Genomic DNA, 24,838 nt, shown 5'->3' on the forward strand with positions numbered 1-24,838 from the left:
GCCCTGCGCCCAGCGACACGCCCGGCCACCGCCGCGCGCCCGGGCCTGTCACGTCGTCGGCGTCGCGCGCCGCGCACGTCGTCGGACCACGCCGACCGCGAGCGCCCCGCCCACCAGAGCGAGTGCGAGAGGGACGGTGCCGGCGGGGGCCGCCCGCAAGGTGCTGCCGTCTCCCGTGGCCACGCCGCCCGCGGGGACCTGCCGGACCTGGGCGGCGCCGCCCGGACCTGAGCCCGTGCCCGGCGCCGCGCCGGTGCCGGAACCCGGCCCTCGCGCCACGTCGGCGCCCGCAGCACCGCCGGTGCCCGCACCGCCACCGGTTCCGGTGCCGGACCCGGTGCCGCCACCGGTCCCGGGCGGTGCCGCGCTGGCGTCCGGTGCCGGGCTGGTGGTGGGCCCGTCACCGGCCGACGCGCTGGGCGAGGGGGTCGGGGGCGCGCAGAACGGACGGATGATGGTGTTCGAGTCCAGCGTGACCGCGCCGTTGCGGGCGAGGACCCGGCCGTCGACGGTCGCCCCGGTGGTGAGCGTGATGGACGTCAGCGCCATGACCGTCCCGCGGAGCACGGACCGCACCCCGAGGGTCGCCGAGCTGCCCACCTGCCAGTACACGTTGCAGGCCTGCGCCCCGCCGGTGAGCACGACGGTGCTGTCGGTCGCGGTGATCAGCGTGGAGGGGGTCTGGAAGACGAACACCGCGTTCGGGTCGCCCTCGCCGTCGAGCGTGAGGGCGCCCGTGAGTCCGAGCGCACCGCCCGAGGAGTAGACACCGGACGTGAGCGTCAGGCCGCCGAGCTCGACGGGCACCGCGAGCACCGGGCCCTGGCCCGCTGCCTGGTCGTACGCGGTCACGAGGTCTGTCTTGGCCTGGTCGGCGACGCCGTCCGCGGCATGAGTCGAGCCCGTCTGGGTGATCGAGCCCGCCCCGCTGATGCTCGGCGTGGGCGACGTGCCGATGTCACCGCTGACGGTCGTCGGCCCGGTGTTGGTGATGCCGCTGCCCGCGAGGATCGCGAAGCTCTCGGCCGTCGCGAGCGGCACCGGCACCGGGGCCGCCTGCGCGCTCGTCGCCAGGACGGCGGCCAGCACGGCCGCCACGGCGATCGTCGCGGCCGCTGCGGTGTGGGGGCGGGCGTGGGTCCGTGCGCGGGTCGTGGCCTTCATGGTGACGCCCTCCGGTGGCAGGAGGGCAGACGTGATGCGAGCCCCCTGCTGCGACAGTACGCCTGGTGGTCCACCGGAGCCCCGGCCGGCGGGCGGGAGGGTCGCCTCAGGGGCTCCGCAGCCGGCCGGGCAGCAACGGGCGGGGCAGCAACGGGCCGTCCAGCAACGGGCCGTCCAGCAACGGGCCGGGCAGCAGCGCTGCCAGCTTTTGGACGTCGGCCGGGACGTCGACGTCCCGACGCGCGCCGGACGTCGCCGGGACGTCGAGGCGCAGGTGCCCCGCCGCCGCGTGCCGGGCCGAGGACCCCGGCCCGAACGCCGGACGCAGCTCGTGGGGCCACGTGGCCGTCAGCAGGGTCGTCCCGGTCCCGGCGGCGTCGGGCACGTGCGCGCGCGGTCGCAGGCTCGCGGCGGTCAGCACGGCGTCCACCTCGGCCGCCACGAGGGACGGCAGGTCCCCGAGCACCACGACGACGGGCGCGCGGGGCGCGGCCGTGCGGACGTGCGCGGCGCCGGCGAGCACCGCCGCGTCCAGGCCGCGTCGCGACGAGGAGGTCCCGCCCGCCGCGCCCGTCGGCTCGTCCAGCACGGTGACCGACGCTCCCCACGGGTGCGCGGCGAGGACCGGGTCCGGGGTGACCAGGACGACGGCCTCGACGCGGTCGGCCGCGAGCAGCGCCTTGACGGTCGCGGTCGCCATCCACCGGACGAGGCGCGCACGGGCGTCGTCGTCGAACGCGCCGGTCAGGCGGGACTTGCCGACGCGCGCGTCCTTCACGGGGACCACGGCCCACCACCGGCGGGCGGCCGCGCCGTGGGCCGGCCGCGACCGGCTCACGGCGCGACGCCGACGAGGTCGAGCGCCGCCGCGGCCATGCGGGCGGTCGCCGCCACGTCGGTCATGAGCGTGGGCGCGGCGGCGGCCCGCCACCCGGCGGCCCGCAGCGGCGCGACGGCGTGCGCGTCGGCGTCGTCGACGAGCCACGCGTCGAGCACCCCGCCGTCGGCCCGCAGCCCCAGGTGCCGGGCCACGGCCGCGGCGTCGGTGGCCACGCCGATCGCGGTCAGGCACGCGTCCGCCATGCCGCGCACGGGAGCGCCGGCGATCACCGGGCTCACCCCCACGACGGGTGCGGGCGTCGCGCGCACCGCCTCGCGGATCCCGGGCACCCCCAGGATCGTCCCGACCGAGACGACCGGGTTCGACGGCGGGACGACCACGACGTCCGCTGACGCGAGGGCCTCCAGGACGCCCGGTGCAGGTGCCGCGTCCGCCACCCCGACCTGCACGAACGCGCGCGCCGGGACGGCGGCGCGGTGCCGCACCCACCACTCCTCGAAGTGCAGCGTGCCGCCGTCGGTGACGACGTGGGTCTCGACCTCGTCGTCCGACATCGGCAGCAGGCGGACGCCGGGTGACCAGCGCGCGCAGAGCCGCTGCGTCACCTCGGACAGCGGCAGCCCGGAGCGCAGCAGCGCGGTCCGCGCCAGGTGCGTGGCCAGGTCCAGGTCGCCGAGCGTGAACCACTCCCCGCCCAGCCCGTACGCGGCCAGGTCGTCCGCGACCCGGGTCGACTCGTCGCGCCGGCCCCACCCCTGCTGCTCGTGCACGGACCCGCCGAGCGTGTACATCAGGGTGTCGAGGTCGGGGCACACCCGGACCCCGTGCAGCCACATGTCGTCGCCGGTGTTGGCCACGACCGTGACCTGCGCGGTCGTGCCGCCCGAGCCGTCCGGCAGCCGCTCGCGCAGCAGCGCGAGCAGCCCGCGTGTGAAGCGCGCGCCGCCGACGCCTCCGGACAGCACCGTGACCCTCACGCGTCCTCCGTCCCGGGCGGGCTGTACGCGATGACCGGACGGCCGGTCACCGGGTGGCTCAGGACGTGCGCGTCCACGCCGTACACGTCGCGGACCAGCGCGGGGGTCAGCACCTCGGCGGGTGGGCCGGCTGTGGCCAGACGACCGTCGGACAGGACCAGCACGTGCTCGCAGTACGCCGCCGCGAGGTTGAGGTCGTGCAGCGCGGCCACGGTCGTCACCCCGAGCCCGCGGACGAACCCCAGGAGCGCGAGCTGCGCGCTGACGTCCAGGTGGTTCGTGGGCTCGTCGAGGAGCAGCAGGGACGGCTCCTGGGCGAGGGCGCGCGCGATGTGGACGCGCTGGCGCTCCCCGCCGGACAGGGTCGACCACGGGCGGTCTGCGAGGTGCGCGGCGGACGCGGCCACCAGCGCGCGGTCGACGGCGCCCGCTCCCGTGTCCGTGCCCCACAGCGTGCGGTACGGGATGCGGCCGAGCGCGACCACCTCGCGCACGCTCAGCGGCACCGCGGCGTCGGACGACTGCTCGAGCAGGGCGACGTGGCGGGCCCGGTCGCGGCGGGCCAGGGTGTGCACCGGCAGGGTGGGCGCGGCGTCGTCGGCGCCCGGGTCGCTCACGAGGACGGCGCCGGCTCCTGGCTGCAGGATCCCGGCGACGAGGCGCAGCAGCGTGGTCTTGCCGGCACCGTTGGGCCCCAGCAGGCCGGTGAGGGCGCCGGGGGGCGGGGTCGCGTCGATGCCGTCGACGACCCACCGGCCCCCGAGCCGGGCGCCCGCACCCGCGATGCTCAGCTCCACGCGGCACCCCGCCCCCGCCGCAGCAGCACCGCGAACACGGGGACCCCGATGAGCGCGGTGACGATCCCCACGGGCAGCTCGCGCGGGTCGAACACGGTGCGGGCGAGGGTGTCCGCCCACACCAGCAGCACGGCGCCGGCGAGCGCCGCGACCGGCAGCAGGCGCCGGTGCGCGGGCCCCGTCACCACGGACACCGCGTGGGGCAGCACGAGCCCGACGAACCCGATCGCCCCGGAGACCGCGACCATCGCACCGGTGAGCAGGGCGACGAGCGTCATCATCGCCCAGCGGGTGCGGTCGACGTCCACACCGAGCGCCGCGGCGGCCGTGTCCCCGAACGCGAAGGCGTCGAGCCGCCCGGAGGCCAGCAGCACCACGGTGCCGACGACGGCCAGGGCCACCCCGGCGATCGTCGCCGAGGTCCACGTCGCGCCGGCCAGCGAACCCATGAGCCAGGACAGGATCTCCCGGTACGAGTCGCCCGTCGCCGTCCAGAAGATGACGAACGACGTCGCGGCGGCCGCGAGCTGCGAGACCGCGAGCCCGGCCAGCACGGCACGCGTGGGGGTCAGCGTGCCGCCCGTGCGGGCGAGGGTGAGCGTCGCGACCAGGGCGAGCAGCGCGCCCGCGAAGGCCGCGACGGGCAGCAGCAGCCCGACGCCCAGGACGAGCACCGCGACCGCACCGAGCGACGCACCCGACGACAGGCCCAGCAGGTACGGGTCCGCGAGGGGGTTGCGCGTCAAGGACTGCATGACGGCGCCCGCCACGGCGAGACCCGCACCGACCGCGGCGGCCGTCACGACGCGGGGGAGCCGCAGGTCCCACACGATCGCGTCGTGCAGGCGGGGCACGTCCGGCTCCCGCAGGCCCAGGTGCGCGAGCACCGAGCGGACCACCTCGCCGACCGCGAGGTCCGCGGGGCCGATCGTCACGGCCACCAGCAGCGTGAGGACCAGCGCCGCGACCCCGGTCCCGACCAGCAGCGCCAGCGGCGGGCGCAGGGGAGCCCGGGGTCCGGTCGCCGCGCCGGGTGCCGTCGGCACGCCGGGCGCCGCGGCCGGTGCCGGCGGCGCGTCGCTGGTCGGCATCGCGGCTCAGCCCTCGGTGGTCGCGGGGGCGGGGGTCCCCGCGTCGAGCGCGCGGACGGCGTCCGCCACGTCGGACGCGGCCTGCGCGTTGCGGACGCCGGCCTCCGTCGCGGCGAACGGCACGACGACGTAGCGCTGCTCGCGGACCGCTGCGAGCTGGGACGCGGCCGGGTGCGCGGCGAGGAACTCCATCTTCTTCTGCGCCGGGTTCCACGCGGCGTCGACGAGGACGATCACGTCGGGGTCGGCGGCGACCACCTGCTCCCAGCCGACCGACGTCCAGGTGTCGTGCACGTCCGCGAAGACGTTGCGCAGCCCGGCTGCCTCGAGCAGCATCTGGGGCGCCCCGATCCCGGCGCCGACGTACGGCGTGTCCGTCCCGGAGGACCACCACACCGCCGTCTGCCCGTCGACGGGCTCGATCGCGTCCAGCGTCGCCTGCTGCTCCGCGACGACGTCGGCGGCGGCCTCCGGGACGCCGAAGACCTCCCCGACCTCGCGGATCTCCTCGAGGACCTCGTCGAACGTCAGGGGGTCCGGCTGGTACCCCGGCGCCTTGCAGGCGGCGGGCGAGACGTACGTCGCGATGCCGAGCGTCGCCAGCGACGCCCGCTCGCCGGCGCCGTCGGCGCTGAGGTTGGACTCCCACCCGGCGTACACGAGGTCGGGCTCGACCTCGAGCAGCGCCTCCTGGCCGGGCACCTTGTCCGACAGCACGGGGACGTCGGCGACGTCGTCCGCCCACCGCTCGGGCACCGGACCGTCGGCGAAGGCGGTGCCGACGAGCCTGTCGGCCAGGCCGAGCGCCAGCAGCATCTCGGTCGTGGAGGACTTGATGGTGACCACGCGCTGCGGCGGCGCGTCGAACGTGACCTCGGTGCCGCAGTTGTCGAGGGTGACCTGCTCGTAGCCCTCGGGCGTCGCGGCCGGGGCGCTCGTCGTGGCGACGCCGGGTGCACCCGACGCGCACGCCGTCAGCAGCAGGGCTCCGGCCGCGGCGGCCGCGAGCGGCATCGTGCGTCGGGCGGGTCGCGGCCGGGCGGCGACGGAGGCGGCGGGGTGACGGCGGGCGCGGGGCATGGTCTCTCCGGGGGTCGCTGCCGCGCACGCCGTCGGGCGCGGGAGGAATGGGGACGGGCGCACGTCGCGCCGCGGAGGACCGTCCCAGACCAGGGCGGTGCGACCCGGCCAAGGCGGCGGCCGGGTTCCGACCCGTCACCCTAGGCGCTGACCCCCGTCGCCGTGCAAGCGCGCACCGCGCGTGCACGACGACGGACGAGCGGCGCGCACGGGCCCGGCCCGCGCGCGCCGCTCGTCGTCGGCGTCCGTCAGCGTGCGTCGGGCGTCACGACGCCGTGCACGTCACGGTCGCGCCGGCACCGTTCCCGGTGCCCTGGAAGCCGAAGGTGGTGCTCCGCCCGGCGTCCACCCGCCCGTTCCAGGGGGCGTTCGTCACGGTGGGCGCGGAGCCACCGGTCGACTGGCCGTTCCACACCTGCGTCGCCGTCGCGCCGGCGGGCAGCGTCACCGTGACGCGCCACGCGGTGATGGTCGCGCTGCCGGCCGTGACCGTCACGTCCGCGACGAACCCGTTGGGCCAGCTGTTCACCAGCTGGTACGACGCCGTGCAGCCGGTCCCCGGGCCCTGCGTGGGCTGCGGGGTGGGGCTCGGCGTGGGGGAGACCGAGGGCGCGGGCGACACCGACGGCGTGGGCGACACCGACGGCGTCGGCGACACGGACGGCGTGGGCGAGGCGGACGGCGTGGGCGAGGCGGTGGGGGTCGGGGTGGGCTGGGGCCCGGCCGTGGCCCAAGCGTCCTTGAGGAACGACGCGATGGTGTCCCAGCTCGGGTTCGGCGTGCCCTGCGTGACCGTCTCGCGGCAGCCCACGGTGGTGCGCACCGTCTGCTGGCCGTACCGGGACGCGCTGGTGACGTCGGCGTGGCTGTGACCGGCGCCGGGCACGGAGAAGAACCGGGTGTCGACGCACGCGGCCTTCAGCGCCTCGTAGAAGATCTCGGTCTGGGCGTGGGGCACGACGTTGTCGCTGCGGCCGTGCAGCAGCATCATCGGCGGGTCGTCGCGGTCCACGTACGCCAACGGGTTGGCCTGGCGCACCTTGTCCGGGCAGGTCGGGGTCGCGCAGCCGAGGAGCTGCCCCTCGGGCGCGCTGATGCTGTCGTGGTCGATCCAGCCGCCGGGGTTCTGCTCCTTGAGTCGGGAGAAGTCCGTCGGGCCGAAGAAGTCGACGCCCGCCTGCACGGCGCTGGACACGCCCGTGGTGCCGACCTGCCCCTCGAGGTAGGCGTCACCGCCGGTGACCGCCGCCATCGCGGCGACCCAGCCGCCGGAGGAGTCGCCCATGCTGGCGAACCGGGCCGGGTCCAGCCGGTAGCGGTCGGCGTTGCTGCGCAGGAAGCGGATGGCCGCCTTGATGTCGTGCACCTGCGCGGGGAACTTCGCCTGCGAGCTGGACCGCACGCTGACGCCGGCCACGGCGATCCCGCGGGGGTTGAGCTGCTGGGCGATGGCGCTCGCGCCGGTCTTGCCGTCGTCCGACGTCCAGGCCGAGCCGGTCGACCAGACGACGAGCGGCCACGGGCCCGTGCCGTCGGGGACGTACAGGTCGAGCAGGTGGCCGCGGCTGCCGGGCGGGTCGGCCGGCGCGTACGCGACGTTGGTGATGGTCTGGACGGCGTGGGCCGGCGTGCTCGCGGCGGCGACCGCGCCGGCCGCGACCAGCGCGACCGTCGCGACCCAGGCCGCTGTCCTGCTGCGTGTCCTCGACATGGCCATCGTTCCCCTCGACGTTGGGATCACGACCCACACTGTGGTGCGCGGAGCACTGTCGGGGCGACGGGCGAAACCATTCGGTTGGTATACCAACCGCTTGACGGCGTCGCCGCTCAGGGGGCGGCGGCCGCGGCGAGCGCGGCGGCCACCGTCTCGACGTCGTCGGCGCGCAGCACCCCGACGGTGACGCGCACGAACCCGTCCGCCTCGGCGGGCCGGCAGAAGAAGGGCCGTCCGCGCGCGACGCGCACCCCTGCGGCCTCGAGCCGCACCAGGGCCGTGGCCTCGTCGTGCACGGGGACCCACATGTTGATGCCGTCGCCCGGGGGCACGTCGATCCCGCGCCGGGAGAGCGCCGCGCTCAGGGCCCGCCGGCGCCCGTGGTAGACGCGACGGGCGTGGGCCACCGCCTCGACGGCCTGCGCGTCGGTCAGGAGGTCCGCGAGCACGCGCTGCAGCAGCCGGCTCGTCCACCCGGGTCCGAGCATGCGCCGGGCGACGAGCCCGTCGAGCACGATCGCCGGCCCGCCGACCGCGGCGATGCGCAGGTCCGGCCCGTGCGACTTGGAGTACGAGCGCACGTGCACGACGCGGTCGGGCAGCAGCGGGCCGAGGCTGACGTCGCGCGACGACGCGATCTCACCCGAGTGGTCGTCCTCGACCACCCACACCTGCCCGGCCACGGGGCGCAGGACGCCCGCCAGCTCGCGCGCCCGCGTCGGGGTGGTGCTGACGCCCGTCGGGTTCTGCGCGCGGGGCTGCAGCAGCACCACGCGCACACCGGAGCCGACGGCCTCGGCCAGCGCGTCGGGCCGGGGCCCCGCGCCGTCCAGCGGCACCGGGACCCGCTCGAGGCCGAGGTGGTCGAGCAGGTCGAGGACGGGCGGGAAGCCGGGATCCTCCACGGCGACGCGCCCGCCGAACCCGACGACCTGCTCCAGGACACGGCTCAGGGCGTCGACCGCGCCGTCGACGACCGTCAGGCGCTGCGGGAGGAACGGCCAGGAGGAGCGCAGCAGCCGCTCGAGCTCGGGCACCACCGGGTCGTCGAGGTACCCGGTCGCGCGCGAGCCGTGCCCGTGCGCGGCCACCCGGGCCAGCGCGGGCGCCAGGTCCGGCAGGAGGTCGGGGTCGGGCGTGCCGCCGGCGAGGTCGAGGCGCGCTGCCGGCACGTCGGCCAGGTCGCGGTAGCGCGGCGGCAGCCGCCCGGCCGGACCGGGCAGCACGGACGTCCCGGCGCGCCCCCGGGAGATGACGAGCCCGGCGGACGCGAGCGTCTGCCAGGCGGAGCCGACGGTCGCCGGGCTGACGCCGAGGGCGCCCGCGAGCTGGCGGACCGTGGGCAGCCGGTCGCCGGGCAGCAGGTCGCCCGTGTGGACCAGTCGGGCGATGGTCGCGGCGATCCCCCGGGGGGACCGGTCGGCGACGAGTTCCGCCAGCTCCTGCGGTGACATGCGCGCATCGTCGCGCGCCCGTGTTGCGCCTGCGTGTCCGGGAGGTGAGCGCCGACGATGCGGCCGCGAGGCGGACGGGTGTCCAGAAGTTCACGCGCCGCTCCGGGAAGTTCCGTGGCCGCAAACGACCCGTGACCGCGAGGAAATGTCCAAGGACGACAGTCACATTCCTCCCCGGTGGGCGGCCCGTGCGGTCGTCGGCCCGGGGGCACCGTCGTCGAACCGGAGGACACATGACCGTCGTGCGCGTCGCGTTCACCCAGGCCACCTGGACGGGGGACAAGGAGTCCATGATCCGGCTCCACGAGGACTGGGCCCGTGAGGCCGCGGCCGCGGGTGCGCAGGTCATCGGGTTCCAGGAGCTCTTCTACGGCCCGTACTTCGGCATCACGCAGGACACCGCCTACTACGACTACGCCGAGCCGGTGCCCGGACCCACCACGCAGCGGTTCAGCGCGCTCGCGGCCGAGCTCGGGCTCGTCATCGTCCTGCCCATCTACGAGGAGGACCAGCCGGGCGTGCTGTACAACACGGCGGTCGTCATCGACGCGGACGGCACCGTGCTCGGCACCTACCGCAAGCACCACATCCCGCACCTGCCCAAGTTCTGGGAGAAGTTCTACTTCCGCCCCGGCAACCTGGGGTACCCGGTCTTCGACACCGCGGCCGGACGCATCGGCGTGAACATCTGCTACGACCGGCACTTCCCCGAGGGGTGGCGCGTCCTGGCGCTCAACGGAGCGCAGATCGTCTTCAACCCCAACGCCACGGCGCCCGGCATCTCCAACAAGCTGTGGGAGATCGAGCAGCCCGCCGCCGCCGTCGCCAACGGCTACTACGTCGTGGCGAACAACCGGGTCGGGCTCGAGGACAACGAGTACGGCGACGAGGCCGTGGACTTCTACGGCTCGTCCTACGCCGTGGGGCCCGACGGCAACTACGTGGGCGAGGTCGGCTCGTCCAGCGAGAACCAGCTCCTCATCCGTGACCTGGACCTCGACCGGATCCGCGAGGTGCGCGAGCGCTGGCAGTTCTTCCGCGACCGGCGGCCGGACGCCTACGGCCCGATCGTCGCCCCCTGACCGCGCGGCACGAGGAAGGAGCACCATGACCACCACGCTCATCCGCGGCGGGACCGTCGTCTCCGCAACGGGCCGGGTCGCGGCCGACGTCCTCGTCGACGGCGAGACCATCGCCGCCGTCCTCGCCCCCGGCTCCACGCTGCTCGGCCACGACCTCGCCGCGTCCGTCGACCGCGTCCTGGACGCCACGGGTCGGTACGTCGTCCCCGGCGGCGTCGACGCCCACACCCACATGGAGCTGCCGTTCGGCGGCACCGCGGCGTCCGACACCTTCGAGACCGGCACCCGCGCCGCCGCGTGGGGCGGCACGACGACGATCATCGACTTCGCGGTGCAGCGCGCCGGCGAGCGCGTCCAGGACGGCCTCGCGGCGTGGCACGCCAAGGCGGCGGGCGCCTGCGCGGTGGACTACGCGTTCCACCAGATCGTCGGCGGCGTGGACGAGGACTCCCTGGCCGCCATGGCGTGGCTCGTCGACGAGGGCATCACCAGCTACAAGCTCTTCATGGCGTACCCCGGCGTGTTCTACGCCGACGACGCCCAGATCCTGCGCGCCATGCAGCGGGCGGCCGACCTGGGGCTGCTGACGATGATGCACGCCGAGAACGGCCCGGCGATCGACGTGCTCGCGGCCCAGCTCGTCGAGCAGGGGAAGACCGCCCCGTACTTCCACGGCGTGGCCCGGGCGTGGCAGCTCGAGGAGGAGGCCACGCACCGCGCGATCATGCTGGCCGACGTCACGAACGCCCCCCTGTACGTCGTGCACGTGTCCGCCAAGCAGGCCGTGCAGCAGCTCGCGTGGGCGCGCGACGCCGGCAAGAACGTGTTCGGCGAGACGTGCCCGCAGTACCTCTACCTCTCCCTCGAGGAGCAGCTCGGGGCGCCGGGGTTCGAGGGCGCGAAGTGGGTCTGCTCGACCCCGCTGCGCTCCCGCGCCGAGGGGCACCAGGACCACATGTGGCAGGCGCTGCGCACCAACGACCTGCAGATGGTGTCCACCGACCACTGCCCGTTCTGCATGAAGGGCCAGAAGGAGCTGGGGCTCGCGGACTTCCGCGCGATCCCCAACGGCATCGGGTCCGTCGAGCACCGCATGGACCTCATGTACCAGGGGGTCGTGACCGGGGAGATCTCCCTCGAGCGCTGGGTCGAGATCACGTCGACCACGCCCGCCCGTATGTTCGGGCTCTACGGCCGCAAGGGGGTGATCGCGCCGGGCGCCGACGCCGACGTCGTCGTGTACGACCCCGCGGGGCACACGTCCATCGGCGTCGACGCGACGCACCACATGAACATGGACCACTCCGCGTGGGAGGGGTTCGAGATCGACGGGCACGTGGACGTCGTGATGTCCCGCGGCGAGGTGCTCGTGGACGCCGACGGCTACCACGGCCGACCCGGCCACGGCCGCTACCTGCGCCGCGACCTCTCGCAGTACCTGGTCTGAGGGGAGCGGCAGATGGACTTCGGCGTCGTCCTGCAGACCAACCCACCCGCCTCGCGCACCGTCGAGCTGGCCCGGCAGGCCGAGACCCACGGGTTCTCGCACGTGTGGACCTTCGACTCCCACCTGCTGTGGCAGGAGCCGTTCGTCATCTACTCCGCGATCCTCGCCGCGACCCGCAAGGTCGTCGTCGGGCCCATGGTCACCAACCCCGCCACGCGCGACTGGACGGTGCTCGCCTCGCTGTTCGCGACGCTCAACGAGATGTACGGCAACCGGACGATCTGCGGGATCGGGCGCGGCGACTCGGCCGTGCGCACGCTCAACGGCCGGCCCTCGAACCTCGCGACGCTGCGCGAGTCGATCCACGTGATCCGCGAGCTCGCGAACGACCGACCGGCCGACCTGGGGGAGCGCACCGTCCGGTTCCCCTGGTCGCGCGGCTCGGCCCTCGACGTGTGGGTCGCGGCCTACGGGCCGCTCGCGCTGAAGCTCACCGGCGAGGTCGGCGACGGCTTCATCCTCCAGCTCGCGGACCCCGACATCGCGCGCTGGATGGTGCGGGCCGTCCGGGACTCCGCCGAGGCTGCCGGCCGCGACCCCGACGACGTCGACATCTGCATCGCGGCCCCCGCGTACGTCGGCGACGGGTCCTCCCCGTCCGAGCGGGCGCACATGCGCGAGCAGTGCCGCTGGTTCGGCGGCATGGTCGGCAACCACGTCGCCGACATCGTGCGCCGCTACGGCACGGACTCGGCCATCCCGAAGGCCCTGACCGACTACGTCCGCGACCGCGAGGGGTACGACTACAACGAGCACGGCCGGGCGGGCAACTCCCACACCACGTTCGTCCCCGACGAGATCGTCGAGCGGTTCTGCCTGCTCGGCTCGCCGCACGAGCACGTCGAGCGGCTGCGCGAGCTGCAGGCGCTCGGCTGCGACCAGTTCGCCGTGTACCTCCAGCACGACAACAAGGAGGAGACCATGCGGCTGTACGGCGAGCGGGTCATCCCGGCGATGGCCGAGCACGTCGTGGCGACCTCCACCGCGGCACCGTGAGCACGGCGACCGCCCCGACCACGCTCGCCGAGGCGGTGAGCAGCCCGGCCGCCCCCGCGGCCGCCGGTCGCGTCGCCCGGCTGCTGCGGGTCCGCCCGCTGGTCGCCGTCCTGGCGGCGTTCGCGGTCGCCGCGCTCTGGGAGGCGTACAAGCTGCTCGGGCCCGAGCAGGGGTGGTCGCTCGGGGAGACCCGGCTGCTGCCGCGCACCACGGCCATGGCGATGCCCCACACGTGGGACGTCGCGGCGCGGCTGCTCGAGCCGGTGTCCGGCGCGACGGGCGCCGAGGCGCTGTGGGTCGCCGTCCTGCGCGCCGGCGCGTCCTCGGCGGGCATCGCGCTGACCGGCTGGGCGATCGGGGTGGCCGTGGGCGCGGTCCTGGCGGTCACCATGCAGCGGCTGCGGGTCGTGGAGTCCGCGGTCCTGCCGCTGGTCGTCCTGTCGCAGACGGTTCCGCTCATCGCGCTGGCACCCCTCGTGCGGTCCTGGGGGTCGCGGCTGGAGCTGGGGGCCGTGACGTGGCAGCCGTGGATGTCGGTCGCCGTCATCGCGAGCTACCTCGCGTTCTTCCCCGTCGCCGTCGGCATGCTGCGCGGGCTGCAGTCGCCGGACACGATCCACGTCGAGCTCATGCGGGCCTACGGCGCCGGCTGGTGGACGACCCTGGTCGCCCTGCGGCTGCCCGCCGCGGTCCCGCACCTGCTGCCCGCCCTGCGCCTGGCCGCCGCCAACGCCGTCGTCGGCACGGTCGTGGCCGAGGTCGCCACGGGACTGCCCGGCGGGCTCGGCCGGATGATCCTCGAGTTCGCCAACTTCGCGGCCAGCGACCCGCCCAAGCCGTGGGCGCCGATCCTCGGCGCCGTCGCGCTGGGGCTGCTCGCCGCGGGACTGGTGGCCCTGCTGGGCCGCGCCCTGCACCGGTACCGACGGACGGAGGTGGCGTCGTGAGCACCGTGCAGGAGCACCCGACCCCCGCAGCACACCCCCGCGGCGCGACCGCGGTCGAGATCGTGGGGGCCGGCCGGGTGTTCGGCGGCAGGTCCGCCCCGGTCGTCGCGCTCGAGGACGTCGACCTCACCGTCGCAGCCGGGGAGTTCGTGTCGCTCATCGGCCCGTCCGGGTGCGGCAAGTCGACCCTGCTGCGCCTGGTGGCCGACCTCGACCAGCCCACGTCCGGCACCGTGCGGGTGTTCGGCGGCAGCGCGCGCGACGCGCGCCTGGCCCGGGACTACGGCATCGCGTTCCAGCAGGCCGGGCTGCTGCCCTGGCGGACCGTGCGCGCCAACGTCGAGCTCCCCCTGGCCCTGGCCGGCACCGGCCGGGCGAGCCGCCGCGAGCGTGCCGACGAGCTGCTCGCCATGGTCGGCCTCACCGAGTTCGCGGAGCACCACCCCGACCAGCTGTCGGGCGGGATGCAGCAGCGCGTGGCGATCGCCCGCGCCCTGGCCGACTCGCCGTCGCTGCTGCTCATGGACGAGCCGTTCGGTGCGCTCGACGAGATGACGCGCGAGCACCTGCAGGCCCAGCTGCTGCGGATCTGCGCCGAGACGCGGGCCGCCGTCGTGTTCGTCACCCACTCGATCCCCGAGGCGGTGTTCCTGTCCGACCGGGTCGTCGTCATGTCCCCGCGTCCCGGGCGGATCCGGCAGGTCGTCGACGTGACGCTGGACCGCTCCGGTGCCGCGACACCCGGCTCCGGCCCGCACGACGACGCCGGCGACGACCTGCGCACCGACGCCGCCTTCGTCGCGGCCGTCGCGGCCGTGCGCACGGCCCTGCACGGCGGCGGCACCGGCCCCCGGGGGGTGGACCTGCGATGACCCGCTCACCGGTCGCAGGTGCTGCCCGGCAGGTGCTGCCGCCCGTCGTGCTGCTCGCCGCGCTGCTCGGCGCCTGGCACGGCGCGGTGGTGCTCGGCGACGTGCCGCCGTTCGTCCTGCCGGGACCCGCCGCCATCGGCGACCAGGTCGTGACGTACCGCGAGGCGATCTCGTCGGCCGCCCTCGTCACCGGGCGCAACGCGGCCCTCGGGCTGCTCGTCGGGTCCGTGCTCGGCGTCCTCCTCGCGGTCGTGGCCGCCGCGGTGCACCTGCTGGACGTGCTCGCCGAGCCGGTCGTCGCGGCGCTCGCGGTCGTGCCGATCGTGGCCCTCGCGCCCGTCCTGTACGCCATGTACGGGGCCGGCTCGGAGCAGGCGCGGGTCGTCGTCGCCGCGCTCGCGGTGTTCGTGCCCGTGTACGTCACGACGCTCCGCGGGCTGCGGCAGGTGCGCCCCGTGCACCGCGACCTCATGGCGGCCCTCGCCGCGTCGCGCGTGCAGGTCGCGCGCACGGTGACGATCCCCACGGCGGTCCCGTTCGTCTTCACCGGGCTGCGCATGGCGTCGTCGCTCGCCGTCATCTCGGCCATCGTCGCCGAGTACTTCGGCGGGCCGCGCTCGGGCATCGGCTCGTTCATCACGACGGCCGCCGCCGGCTCGAACTACGCGCAGGCGTGGGCGTACGTGCTCGGCGGCATCGCCGTCGGGCTGACGTTCTACGCCGTGACCGCCACCGCCGAGCACCTCGCCACCCGCCGGGCCGGCCCGTGAGCCGCCCCCGCACGTCCTCCTGCCGACGCCGCCAGGACGGTCGACCCGCTGTTCGTCCGCGCACGCAACGAAGGGAGATGACATGAGGACCACGACGTACCGGGGGGCGGCCGTCGCGGCCGTCGCAGCCGCCGGGCTGCTGCTGACGGCCTGCTCGAGCACCGACGGGGCGGAGGCGTCCGGTGGTGGCACCGCCGCCGGCGACGACCTCACGCCGGTCACGCTGCAGCTGCAGTGGCTGACCCAGGCGCAGTTCGCCGGCTACTACGCGGCCGTCGACCAGGGCTACTACGCCGACGAGGGCCTGGACGTGCAGATCGTCCCCTCGGGCGGGGACGTCGTGCCGCAGGACGCGCTCGCGGCCGGCGAGGTCGACTACGCGATCGCGTGGGTGCCCAAGGTCCTGGGCTCGATCGAGCAGGGCGCGCAGGTCACGCACGTCGCCCAGGTCTTCGAGCGGTCCGCGACCCTGCAGGTCGCGTTCGCCGACTCCGGCATCACGTCCGTCGCCGACCTCGCGGGCAAGAAGGTCGGCTCGTGGGGCTACGGCAACGAGTGGGAGCTGTTCGCCGGGCTCAACCAGGCCGGCGTCGAGGACTTCGAGCTCGTGACCCAGGCGTTCGACATGCTCGGCCTGCTCAGCGGCGACATCGACGCCGCGCAGGCCATGACGTACAACGAGTACGCCCAGCTGCTGGAGACGGTCGACCCGGACACCGGTGAGCTGTACCAGCCCGAGGACTTCACGGTCATCGACTGGAACGACGAGGGCGTCGCGATGCTGCAGGACGCGATCTGGGCCGACGCGGCACGCCTCGCCGACGACGAGGAGTACCAGGAGACGACCGTCAAGTTCCTCAAGGCCTCGCTCAAGGGCTGGGTGTACGCGCGGGACAACCCGCAGGAGGCGGCCGACATCGTCACCGCGGCCGGGTCCACCCTGGGCACGTCGCACCAGCTGTGGATGACCAACGAGGTCAACAAGCTCGTCTGGCCGTCCACGGGCGGCATCGGGCTGGTCGACCCCGCGGCGTGGGACCGCACCGTGGCGCTCGCCCTCGAGACGTCCAACGAGACCGGCGCGACGATCATCACGCAGGAGCCGCCGGACACGGCCTACACGTCCGAGTACGTCGAGCGCGCGCTCGCGGAGCTCGCCGAGGAGGGGGTCGACACCTTCGGCGCCGTTTTCGAGCCGATCGACGTCGAGCTCGCCGAGGGCGGCAACTGACCGACGCCCGGGCGGGGTGCGCGCACCCCGCCCGGGCCCCGGGGCGACGACGGACGCGGCCGCCCCGACGCACCGCCGGGAGGCACCCATGGCAGCACCCCCTCAGGTCGACGGCCTGACGCTCGACGCCGAGGCCGTCGCGCTCGACCGCGCGCACGTCTTCCACTCGTGGTCCGCCCAGGCCCACGTCGCGCCCTTCGTCGTGGCCGGGGGCGCGGGCTCGACCGTCTGGGACCACGCCGGGCACGCGTACCTGGACTTCTCCAGCCAGCTCGTCAACACGAACATCGGGCACCAGCACCCCCGGGTCGTCGAGGCGATCCGCGAGCAGGCGGCGGCGCTGACGACCGTGGCGCCGGCGACGGCGAACCTCACGCGCGGGCGGGCGGCCGAGGCGGTCCTCGCGCACGCACCCGACCGGTTCGCCAAGGTCTTCTTCACCAACGGCGGCGCCGACGCCAACGAGAACGCGATCCGCATGGCGCGCCTGCACACCGGCCGCGACAAGGTCGTGTCGCACTACCGCTCGTACCACGGCAACACCGGGGCGGCCGTCGTCGCGACGGGGGACTGGCGCCGCGTGCCCAACGAGTACGCCCGCGGCCACGTGCACGTGTTCGGCCCGTACCTGTACCGCTCGGAGTTCTGGGCGACCACGCCCGAGCAGGAGTGCGAGCGTGCCCTGCAGCACCTCGAGCGCGTCGTGCAGTGCGAGGGTCCGGACTCGGTCGCGGCGATCCTGCTGGAGACCGTGCCGGGGACCGCGGGCGTGCTCGTGCCGCCGGCCGGGTACCTGGCCGGGGTCCGGGAGATCGCCGACCGGTACGGGATCGTGCTGGTCCTCGACGAGGTCATGGCCGGGTTCGGGCGCACGGGCTCGTGGTTCGCGTTCGACCAGCACGACGTCGTCCCCGACCTGGTGACCTTCGCCAAGGGCGTCAACTCCGGGTACGTGCCGGCCGGCGGGGTGCTCGTCTCCGCCGAGATCGCCGCGACGTTCGACGACCGCGTGTACCCCGGCGGTCTGACGTACTCCGGGCACCCCCTGGCGATGGCCGCGATCGTCGGCGCGCTGGGGGCCATGGAGGACGAGGGGGTGGTCGAGAACGCCGCGGCCGTGGGGCGTGACGTGCTCGGGCCCGGGCTGGCCGACCTCGCCGCACGGCAGCCACTGGTCGGCGAGGTCCGCGGGTGCGGGGTGTTCTGGGCCGTCGAGCTCGTGGCCGACCGCGCGACGCGCGCGCCGGTGCCCGCCGCCGTCGTCGGGGCCGTCAAGGCCGCGTGCCTGGCGCGTGGCCTGCTGCCGTTCGTCGTGGACAACCGTGTGCACGTCGTCCCCCCGTGCGTGGTGACCCCCGACGAGGCACGCCGCGGGCTGGAGATCCTCGACGACGCCCTCACCGAGGCCACCCCCGCCCCCTGACCCGGCCCCACCCCACCCACCCCACCGGCGACGGTGCGATCCTGTCGCCCGCCCGCCCGCGTGCGATGCTCGTCCGACACCCGCACCGTGACCGCCAGGAGCCCGCATGACCTCGTCCACCGACCGTCCCCGCCGCGCGCTCGTCACGGGGGCGTCGTCCGGCATCGGCGCCGCCACGGTGCGTCGGCTGCGTGCCGAGGGGTGGGACGTCGTCGCGACCGCCCGCCGCGCGGACCGGCTCGCGGCGCTCGCTCGCGAGACGGGTGCGGACACGTTCGCCGCGGACCTCACGCGCGACGCCGACGTCGACGCGCTGCTCGCGCACGTGCGGGCGACGGGCGGGCTCGACGCCGTGGTCAACAACGCGGGCGGGGCGCTCGGGCTCGACAGCGTCGAGGACGCCGACGTCGACGGCTGGCGCACGATGTACGAGCTGAACGTGCTCGGGACGCTGCGCGTGGTCAAGGGCGTGCTGCCGCTGCTGCGCGAGCGCGGTGCGGGCGACGTCGTCGTCGTGACGTCGACCGCGGGTCAGGCGCCCTACCCGGGGGGCGCCGGGTACACGGGCGTCAAGCACGCCGAGCGCATGCTGGCCACGACGCTGCGCTGGGAGATCGTCGGGGAGCCCGTGCGGGTCATCGAGATCGCACCCGGCAACGTCGCGACCGAGGAGTTCTCGCTCGTGCGGTTCGACGGCGACGCCGAGCGCGCCGCGAAGGTCTACGAGGGCTACCAGCCGCTGCTCGCCGAGGACGTCGCCGACACGATCGCGTGGAGCCTGTCGCGTCCCGCCCACGTCAACGTCGACCTGCTGGTCGTGCGGCCGCGCGCGCAGGCGAACAACACGACGATCGCGCGCACCGGCGTCTGAGCGGGGCGACGCCGCGGGGCGCACCTCCGACGTGCGATGTCGGGGCCGCGATCTACGCTGGCCGGGTGCCCCCGCCCGACACCTCCACGACGCGTGCCCTCCTCCGCCTCGTGCGCTGGGCGCGCCCCGCGCTGCCCCGGGTGGTCGCCGGCGGCAGCGCGACGCTCGTGGCGAGCCTCATCGCGCTCTCGGTGCCGCAGGTGCTGCGCGGAGTCGTCAACGGGCCGCTGCTGACGGACGGCTCGCGCGTCGCCGTCGTGCAGGCCGCGCTGCTCGTGCTCCTGCTCGGTGTGCTCGAGGCCGTGCTGGTGTGGGCGCGGCGCGCGCTCATCGCGACCCCCGGGACCGGTGTCGAGCGCACCATGCGCACCGACCTGTTCCGGCACCTGCTGGACCTCCCCGTCGCGTCGCACGACCGGTGGTCGGGCGGGCAGCTGCTGCAGCGCTCGATGGGCGACCTGCACACCGTGCGCCGCTGGATGGTGTTCGGGCTCGTGCAGCTGGTCGTGTCCTCGACCACGGTGCTGGTCGGCGGGGTGCTGATGATCGTGACCAGCCCGCTGCTCGGCGTCGTGTACCTCCTGGGTGCGGTCCCGGTCATCTGGCTCGGCTTCCGGTTCCGCCAGCACTACAAGGTCGTCGCGCGGCGCGCGCGGGACCAGGCCGGCGACCTCGCGACGAGCGTCGAGGAGTCGGTGCACGGCATCCGGGTGCTCAAGGCCTTCGGTCGCGGCGACGACGCGCTCGAGGACTTCGTCCGGCAGGCCGACGAGCTGCGCGGCACCGAGCTCGACAAGGCCCGCGCGCAGTCGCGCATGTCGTTCGCGCTCGCGTGGATCCCCGAGACGACGTTGGCCGTGGCCCTCGGGCTGGGGGTGTGGCTCGCCGCGACCGACCGCGCGAGCGTCGGCGCGCTCGTCGCCTTCTTCGCGACCGCCGCCGTGATGACCCGGCCCGTCGAGAGCCTGGGGATGCTGCTGGCGATGACGCTCGACGCGCGCGCCGGGACCGACCGCTTCCTGGAGGTCATGGACGCCGTACCGGCGCTGGCCGACCCCGAGCGGCCGGTGGCCCTGCCGCTCGCGCCGTCGGCCGGGACCCGCGTCGAGCTGCGGGACGTGCGGTTCGCGCACCGGCCCGGGTCGCGCGAGGTGCTGCGCGGCGTCGACCTCGTGCTCGAGCCGGGGGAGACCCTGGCGCTCGTCGGCCTGACGGGCAGCGGCAAGACGACGCTCCTGCAGCTGGTGCCCCGCCTCTACGACGTGACGGGGGGTGCCGTCCTGGTGGACGGGGTCGACGTGCGGGACGTCACGCGCCACGACCTGCGCGGTGCGGTCGCCGTCGCGTTCGAGGACCCGATCCTGTTCTCGGCCTCGGTCCGCGACAACGTGCTCATGGGTGTGCCGGCCGAGCAGGTGGCCACCCTGAGCGAGGCGGACCGCGAGGAGGTGGTGCGCACGGCCCTCGACGTGGCGCGCGCGGGGTTCGTGCACCGCCTGCCGCGGGGTGTCGACACGGTCATCGGCGAGGAGGGCCTGAGCCTGTCCGGCGGGCAGCGCCAGCGCGTCGCGCTCGCCCGCGCGATCGCCGGGCGGCCCCGCGTGCTCGTCCTCGACGACCCGCTGTCGGCCCTCGACGTCGCGACGGAGGCCGAGGTGACCGCGGGCCTGCGCCGGGTCCTGGCGACCACCACGACGCTCGTCGTCGCGCACCGCACGTCGACCGTCGCGCTGGCCGACCGCGTCGCGGTGCTGGAGGACGGCCGCGTCACCGGGGTCGGCCGGCACGCCGACCTGCTGGCGACGCACGCCCACTACCGGTACGTGCTCACCGCCGAGTGCGGCGACGACGACCCGCCCCCGCCCGGTGACCCCCGGCTGCCGCTGGCCGAGGAGGTGCGGCGGTGAGCGCCACCACCGCCCCGGGTGCCGCCACGCCCGCACCCGGCGGGCCCGCGCGCGACGAGCACGAGGACGTGGCACCGGCCGAGGTGCGACGCCGCTCGCTCGGGCTGCTGGGCACGCTCCTGCGGCCGGTGGCGCGGCGGGCGACGCTCACGGCGCTCGTCGTCGTGGTCGCCCAGCTGGCCCTGGTGGCCGGGCCGGCGCTCGTCGCGGTCGGCATCGACCGCGGCATCCCCGCCCTGCGCGCCGGCGACTCCGGACCGCTCCTGCTCGTCGCCGGCGGCTACGCGCTCACCGCCCTCGTCGCGGGCACCTTCACGGCCGCGACCGTGCGCATGGCCGCCACCGTGAGCCAGACCGTCCTGCTCGAGCTGCGCCGGCGCGTCTTCCGGCACACGCAGCGCCTGAGCCTGGAGTTCCACGAGCGGTACACGTCCGGCCGGATCATCTCGCGGCAGACCTCGGACCTGGAGGCGCTGCGCGAGCTGCTCGACGGCGGCGTCACGACCCTCGCGGCCAGCGGCCTGGCGATGACCTTCACGGCCGTCGGGCTCACGCTGCTCGACTGGCGCAGCGGGCTCGTGCTGCTCGTCGCGGTGGTGCCGGGCGTCGTCCTGACGCGCTGGTTCCAGATGCGCTCCCAGGCCCAGTACCGGCGCTCCCGGACGGCGGCCGCGCGGGTCATCGTGCGGTTCGTCGAGACGATGACGGGCATCCGCGCCGTGCAGGCGTTCCGCCGGGAGCGCCAGGTCGCCGAGGTCTACGCCGAGGAGTCCGAGGAGTACCGGGCCGCCAACGCCGAGGCGATCCGCGTCAACGGCGTGTTCGACACCGGGCTCGTCCTCATCGGCAACGTCACGGTGGCCGGTGTGCTGCTCGTCGGGGGGCTGCGCGTGCTCGACGGCGCCCTCGACGTCGGCGTGCTCGTCGCCGCCGTGCTGTACGCCCGTCGGTTCTTCGCCCCGCTGGCCCAGATCGGCATGTTCTACAACTCGTTCCAGTCGGCGACGGCCGCGCTGGAGAAGCTGTCCGGCCTGCTCGCGCAGGAGCCGACCGTGCCCGACCCGGTGCGGCCCGTGCGCCTGCCCGAGCCCCGCGGTGACGTCCGCTTCGACGGCGTCGAGTTCGGCTACGCCGACGGGCCGACCGTGCTGCCGCACCTCGACCTGCACGTCCCGGCCGGGCAGACCGTCGCGCTCGTGGGGGAGACCGGGGCGGGCAAGTCGACCGTCGCCAAGCTGCTCGCGCGGTTCTACGACCCCCGGTCCGGGGCGGTGCGCCTGGACGGCGTCGACCTGCGCGACGCGGACCCGGGTGACCTGCGCACCGCGATGGTGATGGTCACGCAGGAGGCGTACCTGTTCTCCGGGTCGGTCGCGGCCAACATCGCGCTGGGACGCCCGTCGGCGACCCGCCAGGAGATCGAGCAGGCCGCCCGCGCGGTCGGGGTGCACGACCTGCTGGCCTCGCTGCCGGACGGGTACGACACGGACGTCGACACCCGCGGGGTGCGCCTGTCCGCCGGGCAGCGTCAGCTGGTGTCGTTCGCGCGCGCGTTCCTCGCCGACCCGGCGGTCCTGGTGCTGGACGAGGCGACGAGCTCGCTGGACATCCCGGGCGAGCAGCTCGTCCAGGAAGGGCTGCGCACCCTGCTGACCGGGCGCACGGCGGTCGTCATCGCGCACCGCCTGTCCACCGTCATGCACGCCGACCGCGTGCTGGTGGTCGACGACGGGCGCGTCGTCGAGGACGGCAGCCCGCAGGAGCTCGTCGCGGCGGGCGGGCGGTTCGCCACCCTGCACACGCAGTGGCAGGAGTCCCTGCGCAGCACCTGAGCCCGGGAGCCGTCAGGCGCCCTCGGCGCCGTCCTGCGAGCCCGCGTGGTCCCGCAGCCAGCGCGTGTCGTCGTTGACGAAGGCGTAGTACCAGCCGATGAGCAGGCCCCCGCCGAGGAAGTTGCCGACCAGCGCCAGCGCGACGTTCCCGGCGGCGAGCCCCACGTCGATCCCCTCGCGCAGCCCGACGATCGAGAACAGCACCGTGTTGGCGACGGAGTGCTCGAGCCCCAGGAAGGCGAACACGAAGACCGCGATGATCATGACCAGCGACTTCGTCAGGTCGTCCTTGATGAGCCCGTTGTAGACCAGCAGCATGGCGAGGTTGATGCAGAAGTTGCACAGCACCGCGCGCACCAGCAGGTCGACCCACCCGGTCGGCCCGTCCGCGACGAACGCGAGCTTGTGGTCCACCGACGCGACCATCTGGTCGAGGACCGCACCGTCGGCGAGCGTCGAGAACCGCACGAAGACCGCGACGAGCAGCCCGCCGACGAGGTTGCCGAGGTAGCACAGCCCGAGCAGGCGCAGCGCGTTCCCCCAGGTCGTGCGGCGGTGGTACGCCCCGATCGACACGATCATCATGTTCGAGGTCAGCAGCTCGGAGCGGGAGTAGTAGATGAACACGAGCGCCCAGCCGAACGTGAGGGCGCCGACGATGCGGCCCAGCGGGTACAGGCTCGACCCACCCAGCACGACCTGGTCGAACGCCGCGACGACCGCGTAGTGCACCGCGTACAGCAGGCCGATGATGATGCCGGCCATCGCGGCGCGCATGAGGTACCGGCGGCCCAGGGTCCCGGACATCGCGGTCTTCGTCTCGAGGGACTCCAGGACGGTGCTGATGAACTGCTTGCCCGGGAAGAGGGAACGGGCGTCGGGGCCGGTGGTGCTCACGGGCTCACGCTGCCACAGGGTGCCCCCGGCGCGCCGGGTCGACGGTCCCGTCGGACGCTGTGACCTGCGTCCCGCCGCGTCCGCGACGCCGGGGCACCCTCGCACGGCCGCAGCGGCGTCACCCGGGACGACCGGGCAACGCCACCGCAACGCGCGTGGGCGACGATGTGCGCATGACGACGACGGAGGCCGCACCCGGCCAGGACCTGCCCGGCGACCGCGAGGTCCTCGACTGGGAGACGTTCGGTGCGGCCGTGCGTGAGATGGCGCAGGAGGTCGTGGACTCCGGGTACGTGCCCGACGTCGTGGTGTCGATCGCACGTGGGGGGCTGCCGCCCGGCGGCGCCCTCGCGTACGCGCTGGGCACCAAGGCGGTCGGCACGATGAACGTCGAGTTCTACACCGGCATCGGCAGCACCCTGCCCGAGCCGCTGCTGCTGCCGCCGCTGCTCGACACCACGGCGATGCAGGACCTGCGCGCACTCGTCGTCGACGACGTCGCGGACTCCGGGGAGACGCTCGCGCTGGTGCAGCGGCTGCTCGCCCAGCACTGCCGCGAGGTGCGCACCGCGGTGCTGTACGCCAAGCCGCGGTCCGTCGTGGACCCGGACTACGTGTGGCGGCGCACCGACCGGTGGATCACGTTCCCGTGGTCGGCGCTCCCGCCGGTCGAGGCGACCCGCTGACGGCCCCGTCGTCGCCGGACGCACGGCCCAGGACCGCGAGCACCGCGGCCGCGAGGCCACCGACGTCGGCCACGACGTCGACCGCGCCGGCCGCGGCGAGCTCACCCGGCTGCGCGTAGCCCCAGGCCACCCCCAGGCAGTCGACGCCGTGGGCCCGCGCGCCGTGCACGTCGTGCTCCCGGTCGCCGACCATCAGCACCGCACCGCCGGGTCGCAGCGCGTCCAGCGCCGCCGCGACGACGGTCGCCTTGGAGGACGGCACGTGGTCGAGCGGTGCACCGAACACGCCCTCGAGGTGCGCGGCGAGCCCGAAGCGCTCGCAGATGGGCCCGGCGAAGACCTCGGGCTTGCTGGTCGCGACCGCCAACCGCACGCCGGCCGCGCGCAGCTCGACCAGCTGCTCCGGGATGCCGGCGTACACGGAGTTCTCCCACATGCCGGCCTCGCGGAAGTACCCGCGGTACGCCGCGACCGCCTCCGGCACGCGCTCGCCCGGCACCCCGAACGCGGGGAACGAGTCCGCCAGCGGGGGACCGACGAACCGGCGCAGCGCCGCGTCGTCGGGGACGGGCATGCCGAGGGCCGTGAACGCGACGCGCGCGCTCGCGGCGATGCCGGGGTAGGAGTCGGTGAGGGTGCCGTCGAGGTCGAGCAGGACCAGGGGTGCGGGAGTCATCCCCGCCATCCTCCCAGCACTGC

The 24,838-nt window shown here is 75.1% G+C and carries 22 protein-coding genes; 12 read left to right on the top strand and 10 right to left on the bottom strand.

Annotated features, from left to right (window positions below; all coding sequences use genetic code 11):
* Positions 1-48: 48 nt before the first annotated feature.
* The 8 genes from Cph01nite_RS00795 to Cph01nite_RS00830 all read right to left on the bottom strand — a co-directional run bounded on the left by Cph01nite_RS00795 (position 49) and on the right by Cph01nite_RS00830 (position 9,118).
* A complete protein-coding gene (locus Cph01nite_RS00795; RefSeq protein ID WP_203670448.1) occupies positions 49-1,164 on the bottom strand; it encodes an ice-binding family protein in 1,116 nt (371 codons plus the stop codon).
* 106 nt (positions 1,165-1,270) lie between these two features.
* A complete protein-coding gene (cofC, locus tag Cph01nite_RS00800) occupies positions 1,271-2,002 on the bottom strand; it encodes a 2-phospho-L-lactate guanylyltransferase (RefSeq protein ID WP_239068941.1) in 732 nt (243 codons plus the stop codon).
* Positions 1,999-2,982: a 2-phospho-L-lactate transferase gene (gene cofD, locus Cph01nite_RS00805; protein WP_203670449.1), complete on the bottom strand. Its 984-nt coding sequence runs from the start codon at positions 2,980-2,982 to the stop codon at positions 1,999-2,001. The genes cofC and cofD overlap by 4 nt, the downstream gene beginning before the upstream one ends.
* On the bottom strand, positions 2,979-3,779 hold the full coding sequence (locus Cph01nite_RS00810) for a putative F420-0 ABC transporter ATP-binding protein (protein ID WP_203670450.1): 801 nt from the start codon (positions 3,777-3,779) through the stop codon (positions 2,979-2,981). Before Cph01nite_RS00810 ends, cofD begins: the two co-directional genes overlap by 4 nt.
* Positions 3,770-4,870, bottom strand: coding sequence for a putative F420-0 ABC transporter permease subunit (locus Cph01nite_RS00815; RefSeq protein WP_203670451.1), 1,101 nt, complete (start codon positions 4,868-4,870; stop codon positions 3,770-3,772). Before Cph01nite_RS00815 ends, Cph01nite_RS00810 begins: the two co-directional genes overlap by 10 nt.
* Before the next feature lie 6 nt (positions 4,871-4,876).
* Positions 4,877-5,950: a putative F420-0 ABC transporter substrate-binding protein gene (locus tag Cph01nite_RS00820; RefSeq protein ID WP_203670452.1), complete on the bottom strand. Its 1,074-nt coding sequence runs from the start codon at positions 5,948-5,950 to the stop codon at positions 4,877-4,879.
* 265 nt (positions 5,951-6,215) lie between these two features.
* Complete coding sequence (locus Cph01nite_RS18945) at positions 6,216-7,661, bottom strand: cellulose binding domain-containing protein (RefSeq protein WP_239068942.1); 1,446 nt, start codon at positions 7,659-7,661, stop codon at positions 6,216-6,218.
* Between the two features lie 116 nt (positions 7,662-7,777).
* Entirely contained in the window at positions 7,778-9,118 is a 1,341-nt protein-coding gene (locus Cph01nite_RS00830; RefSeq protein WP_203670453.1) for an aminotransferase class I/II-fold pyridoxal phosphate-dependent enzyme, read from the bottom strand.
* A gap of 233 nt (positions 9,119-9,351) precedes the next feature.
* Here Cph01nite_RS00830 and Cph01nite_RS00835 point away from each other — a divergent pair, with 233 nt between their 5' ends.
* The 11 genes from Cph01nite_RS00835 to Cph01nite_RS00885 all read left to right on the top strand — a co-directional run bounded on the left by Cph01nite_RS00835 (position 9,352) and on the right by Cph01nite_RS00885 (position 22,556).
* On the top strand, positions 9,352-10,200 hold the full coding sequence (locus tag Cph01nite_RS00835) for a nitrilase-related carbon-nitrogen hydrolase (RefSeq protein WP_203670454.1): 849 nt from the start codon (positions 9,352-9,354) through the stop codon (positions 10,198-10,200).
* A 25-nt stretch (positions 10,201-10,225) separates the two neighbouring features.
* Positions 10,226-11,647, top strand: a complete 1,422-nt coding sequence (hydA, locus tag Cph01nite_RS00840) for a dihydropyrimidinase (RefSeq protein WP_203670455.1) — start codon at positions 10,226-10,228, stop codon at positions 11,645-11,647.
* Between the two features lie 12 nt (positions 11,648-11,659).
* A complete protein-coding gene (locus Cph01nite_RS00845; RefSeq protein ID WP_203670456.1) occupies positions 11,660-12,703 on the top strand; it encodes a TIGR03842 family LLM class F420-dependent oxidoreductase in 1,044 nt (347 codons plus the stop codon).
* Complete coding sequence (locus tag Cph01nite_RS00850; protein ID WP_373307528.1) at positions 12,700-13,650, top strand: ABC transporter permease; 951 nt, start codon at positions 12,700-12,702, stop codon at positions 13,648-13,650. Before Cph01nite_RS00845 ends, Cph01nite_RS00850 begins: the two co-directional genes overlap by 4 nt.
* Positions 13,647-14,522: an ABC transporter ATP-binding protein gene (locus Cph01nite_RS00855; protein WP_203670457.1), complete on the top strand. Its 876-nt coding sequence runs from the start codon at positions 13,647-13,649 to the stop codon at positions 14,520-14,522. Before Cph01nite_RS00850 ends, Cph01nite_RS00855 begins: the two co-directional genes overlap by 4 nt.
* Positions 14,519-15,292 (top strand): ABC transporter permease, encoded by a 774-nt coding sequence (locus tag Cph01nite_RS00860; protein WP_203670458.1) that lies wholly within the window; start codon positions 14,519-14,521, stop codon positions 15,290-15,292. Before Cph01nite_RS00855 ends, Cph01nite_RS00860 begins: the two co-directional genes overlap by 4 nt.
* Before the next feature lie 82 nt (positions 15,293-15,374).
* Positions 15,375-16,523 carry an ABC transporter substrate-binding protein gene (locus tag Cph01nite_RS00865; RefSeq protein WP_203670459.1) on the top strand — a complete coding sequence of 383 codons (1,149 nt, stop codon included), beginning with the start codon at positions 15,375-15,377 and terminating at the stop codon, positions 16,521-16,523.
* Between the two features lie 88 nt (positions 16,524-16,611).
* A complete protein-coding gene (locus tag Cph01nite_RS00870) occupies positions 16,612-17,946 on the top strand; it encodes an aspartate aminotransferase family protein (RefSeq protein ID WP_203670460.1) in 1,335 nt (444 codons plus the stop codon).
* A gap of 106 nt (positions 17,947-18,052) precedes the next feature.
* Positions 18,053-18,817, top strand: a complete 765-nt coding sequence (locus Cph01nite_RS00875; protein ID WP_203670461.1) for an SDR family oxidoreductase — start codon at positions 18,053-18,055, stop codon at positions 18,815-18,817.
* Positions 18,818-18,882: 65 nt separating this feature from the next.
* A complete protein-coding gene (locus tag Cph01nite_RS00880; protein ID WP_239068943.1) occupies positions 18,883-20,724 on the top strand; it encodes an ABC transporter ATP-binding protein in 1,842 nt (613 codons plus the stop codon).
* Positions 20,721-22,556 carry an ABC transporter ATP-binding protein gene (locus tag Cph01nite_RS00885; protein ID WP_203670462.1) on the top strand — a complete coding sequence of 612 codons (1,836 nt, stop codon included), beginning with the start codon at positions 20,721-20,723 and terminating at the stop codon, positions 22,554-22,556. Before Cph01nite_RS00880 ends, Cph01nite_RS00885 begins: the two co-directional genes overlap by 4 nt.
* Before the next feature lie 12 nt (positions 22,557-22,568).
* Here Cph01nite_RS00885 and Cph01nite_RS00890 read toward each other — a convergent pair whose 3' ends face one another.
* Entirely contained in the window at positions 22,569-23,453 is an 885-nt protein-coding gene (locus Cph01nite_RS00890) for a formate/nitrite transporter family protein (protein WP_203670463.1), read from the bottom strand.
* Between the two features lie 173 nt (positions 23,454-23,626).
* On the opposite strand from Cph01nite_RS00890, the gene Cph01nite_RS00895 reads away from it, so the two are divergent.
* The gene (locus Cph01nite_RS00895; protein WP_203670464.1) at positions 23,627-24,139 is read left to right on the top strand and encodes a phosphoribosyltransferase; all 513 of its coding nucleotides are present in this window, start codon (positions 23,627-23,629) and stop codon (positions 24,137-24,139) included.
* On the opposite strand, the gene Cph01nite_RS00900 is transcribed toward Cph01nite_RS00895, so the two are convergent.
* Positions 24,093-24,815, bottom strand: a complete 723-nt coding sequence (locus tag Cph01nite_RS00900; RefSeq protein ID WP_203670465.1) for an HAD hydrolase-like protein — start codon at positions 24,813-24,815, stop codon at positions 24,093-24,095. The two genes, Cph01nite_RS00895 and Cph01nite_RS00900, sit on opposite strands and share 47 nt — an antisense overlap.
* Between the last annotated feature and the right edge of the window lie 23 nt (positions 24,816-24,838).

The organism is Cellulomonas phragmiteti (assembly GCF_016862775.1).
Taxonomy (GTDB): domain Bacteria; phylum Actinomycetota; class Actinomycetes; order Actinomycetales; family Cellulomonadaceae; genus Cellulomonas; species Cellulomonas phragmiteti.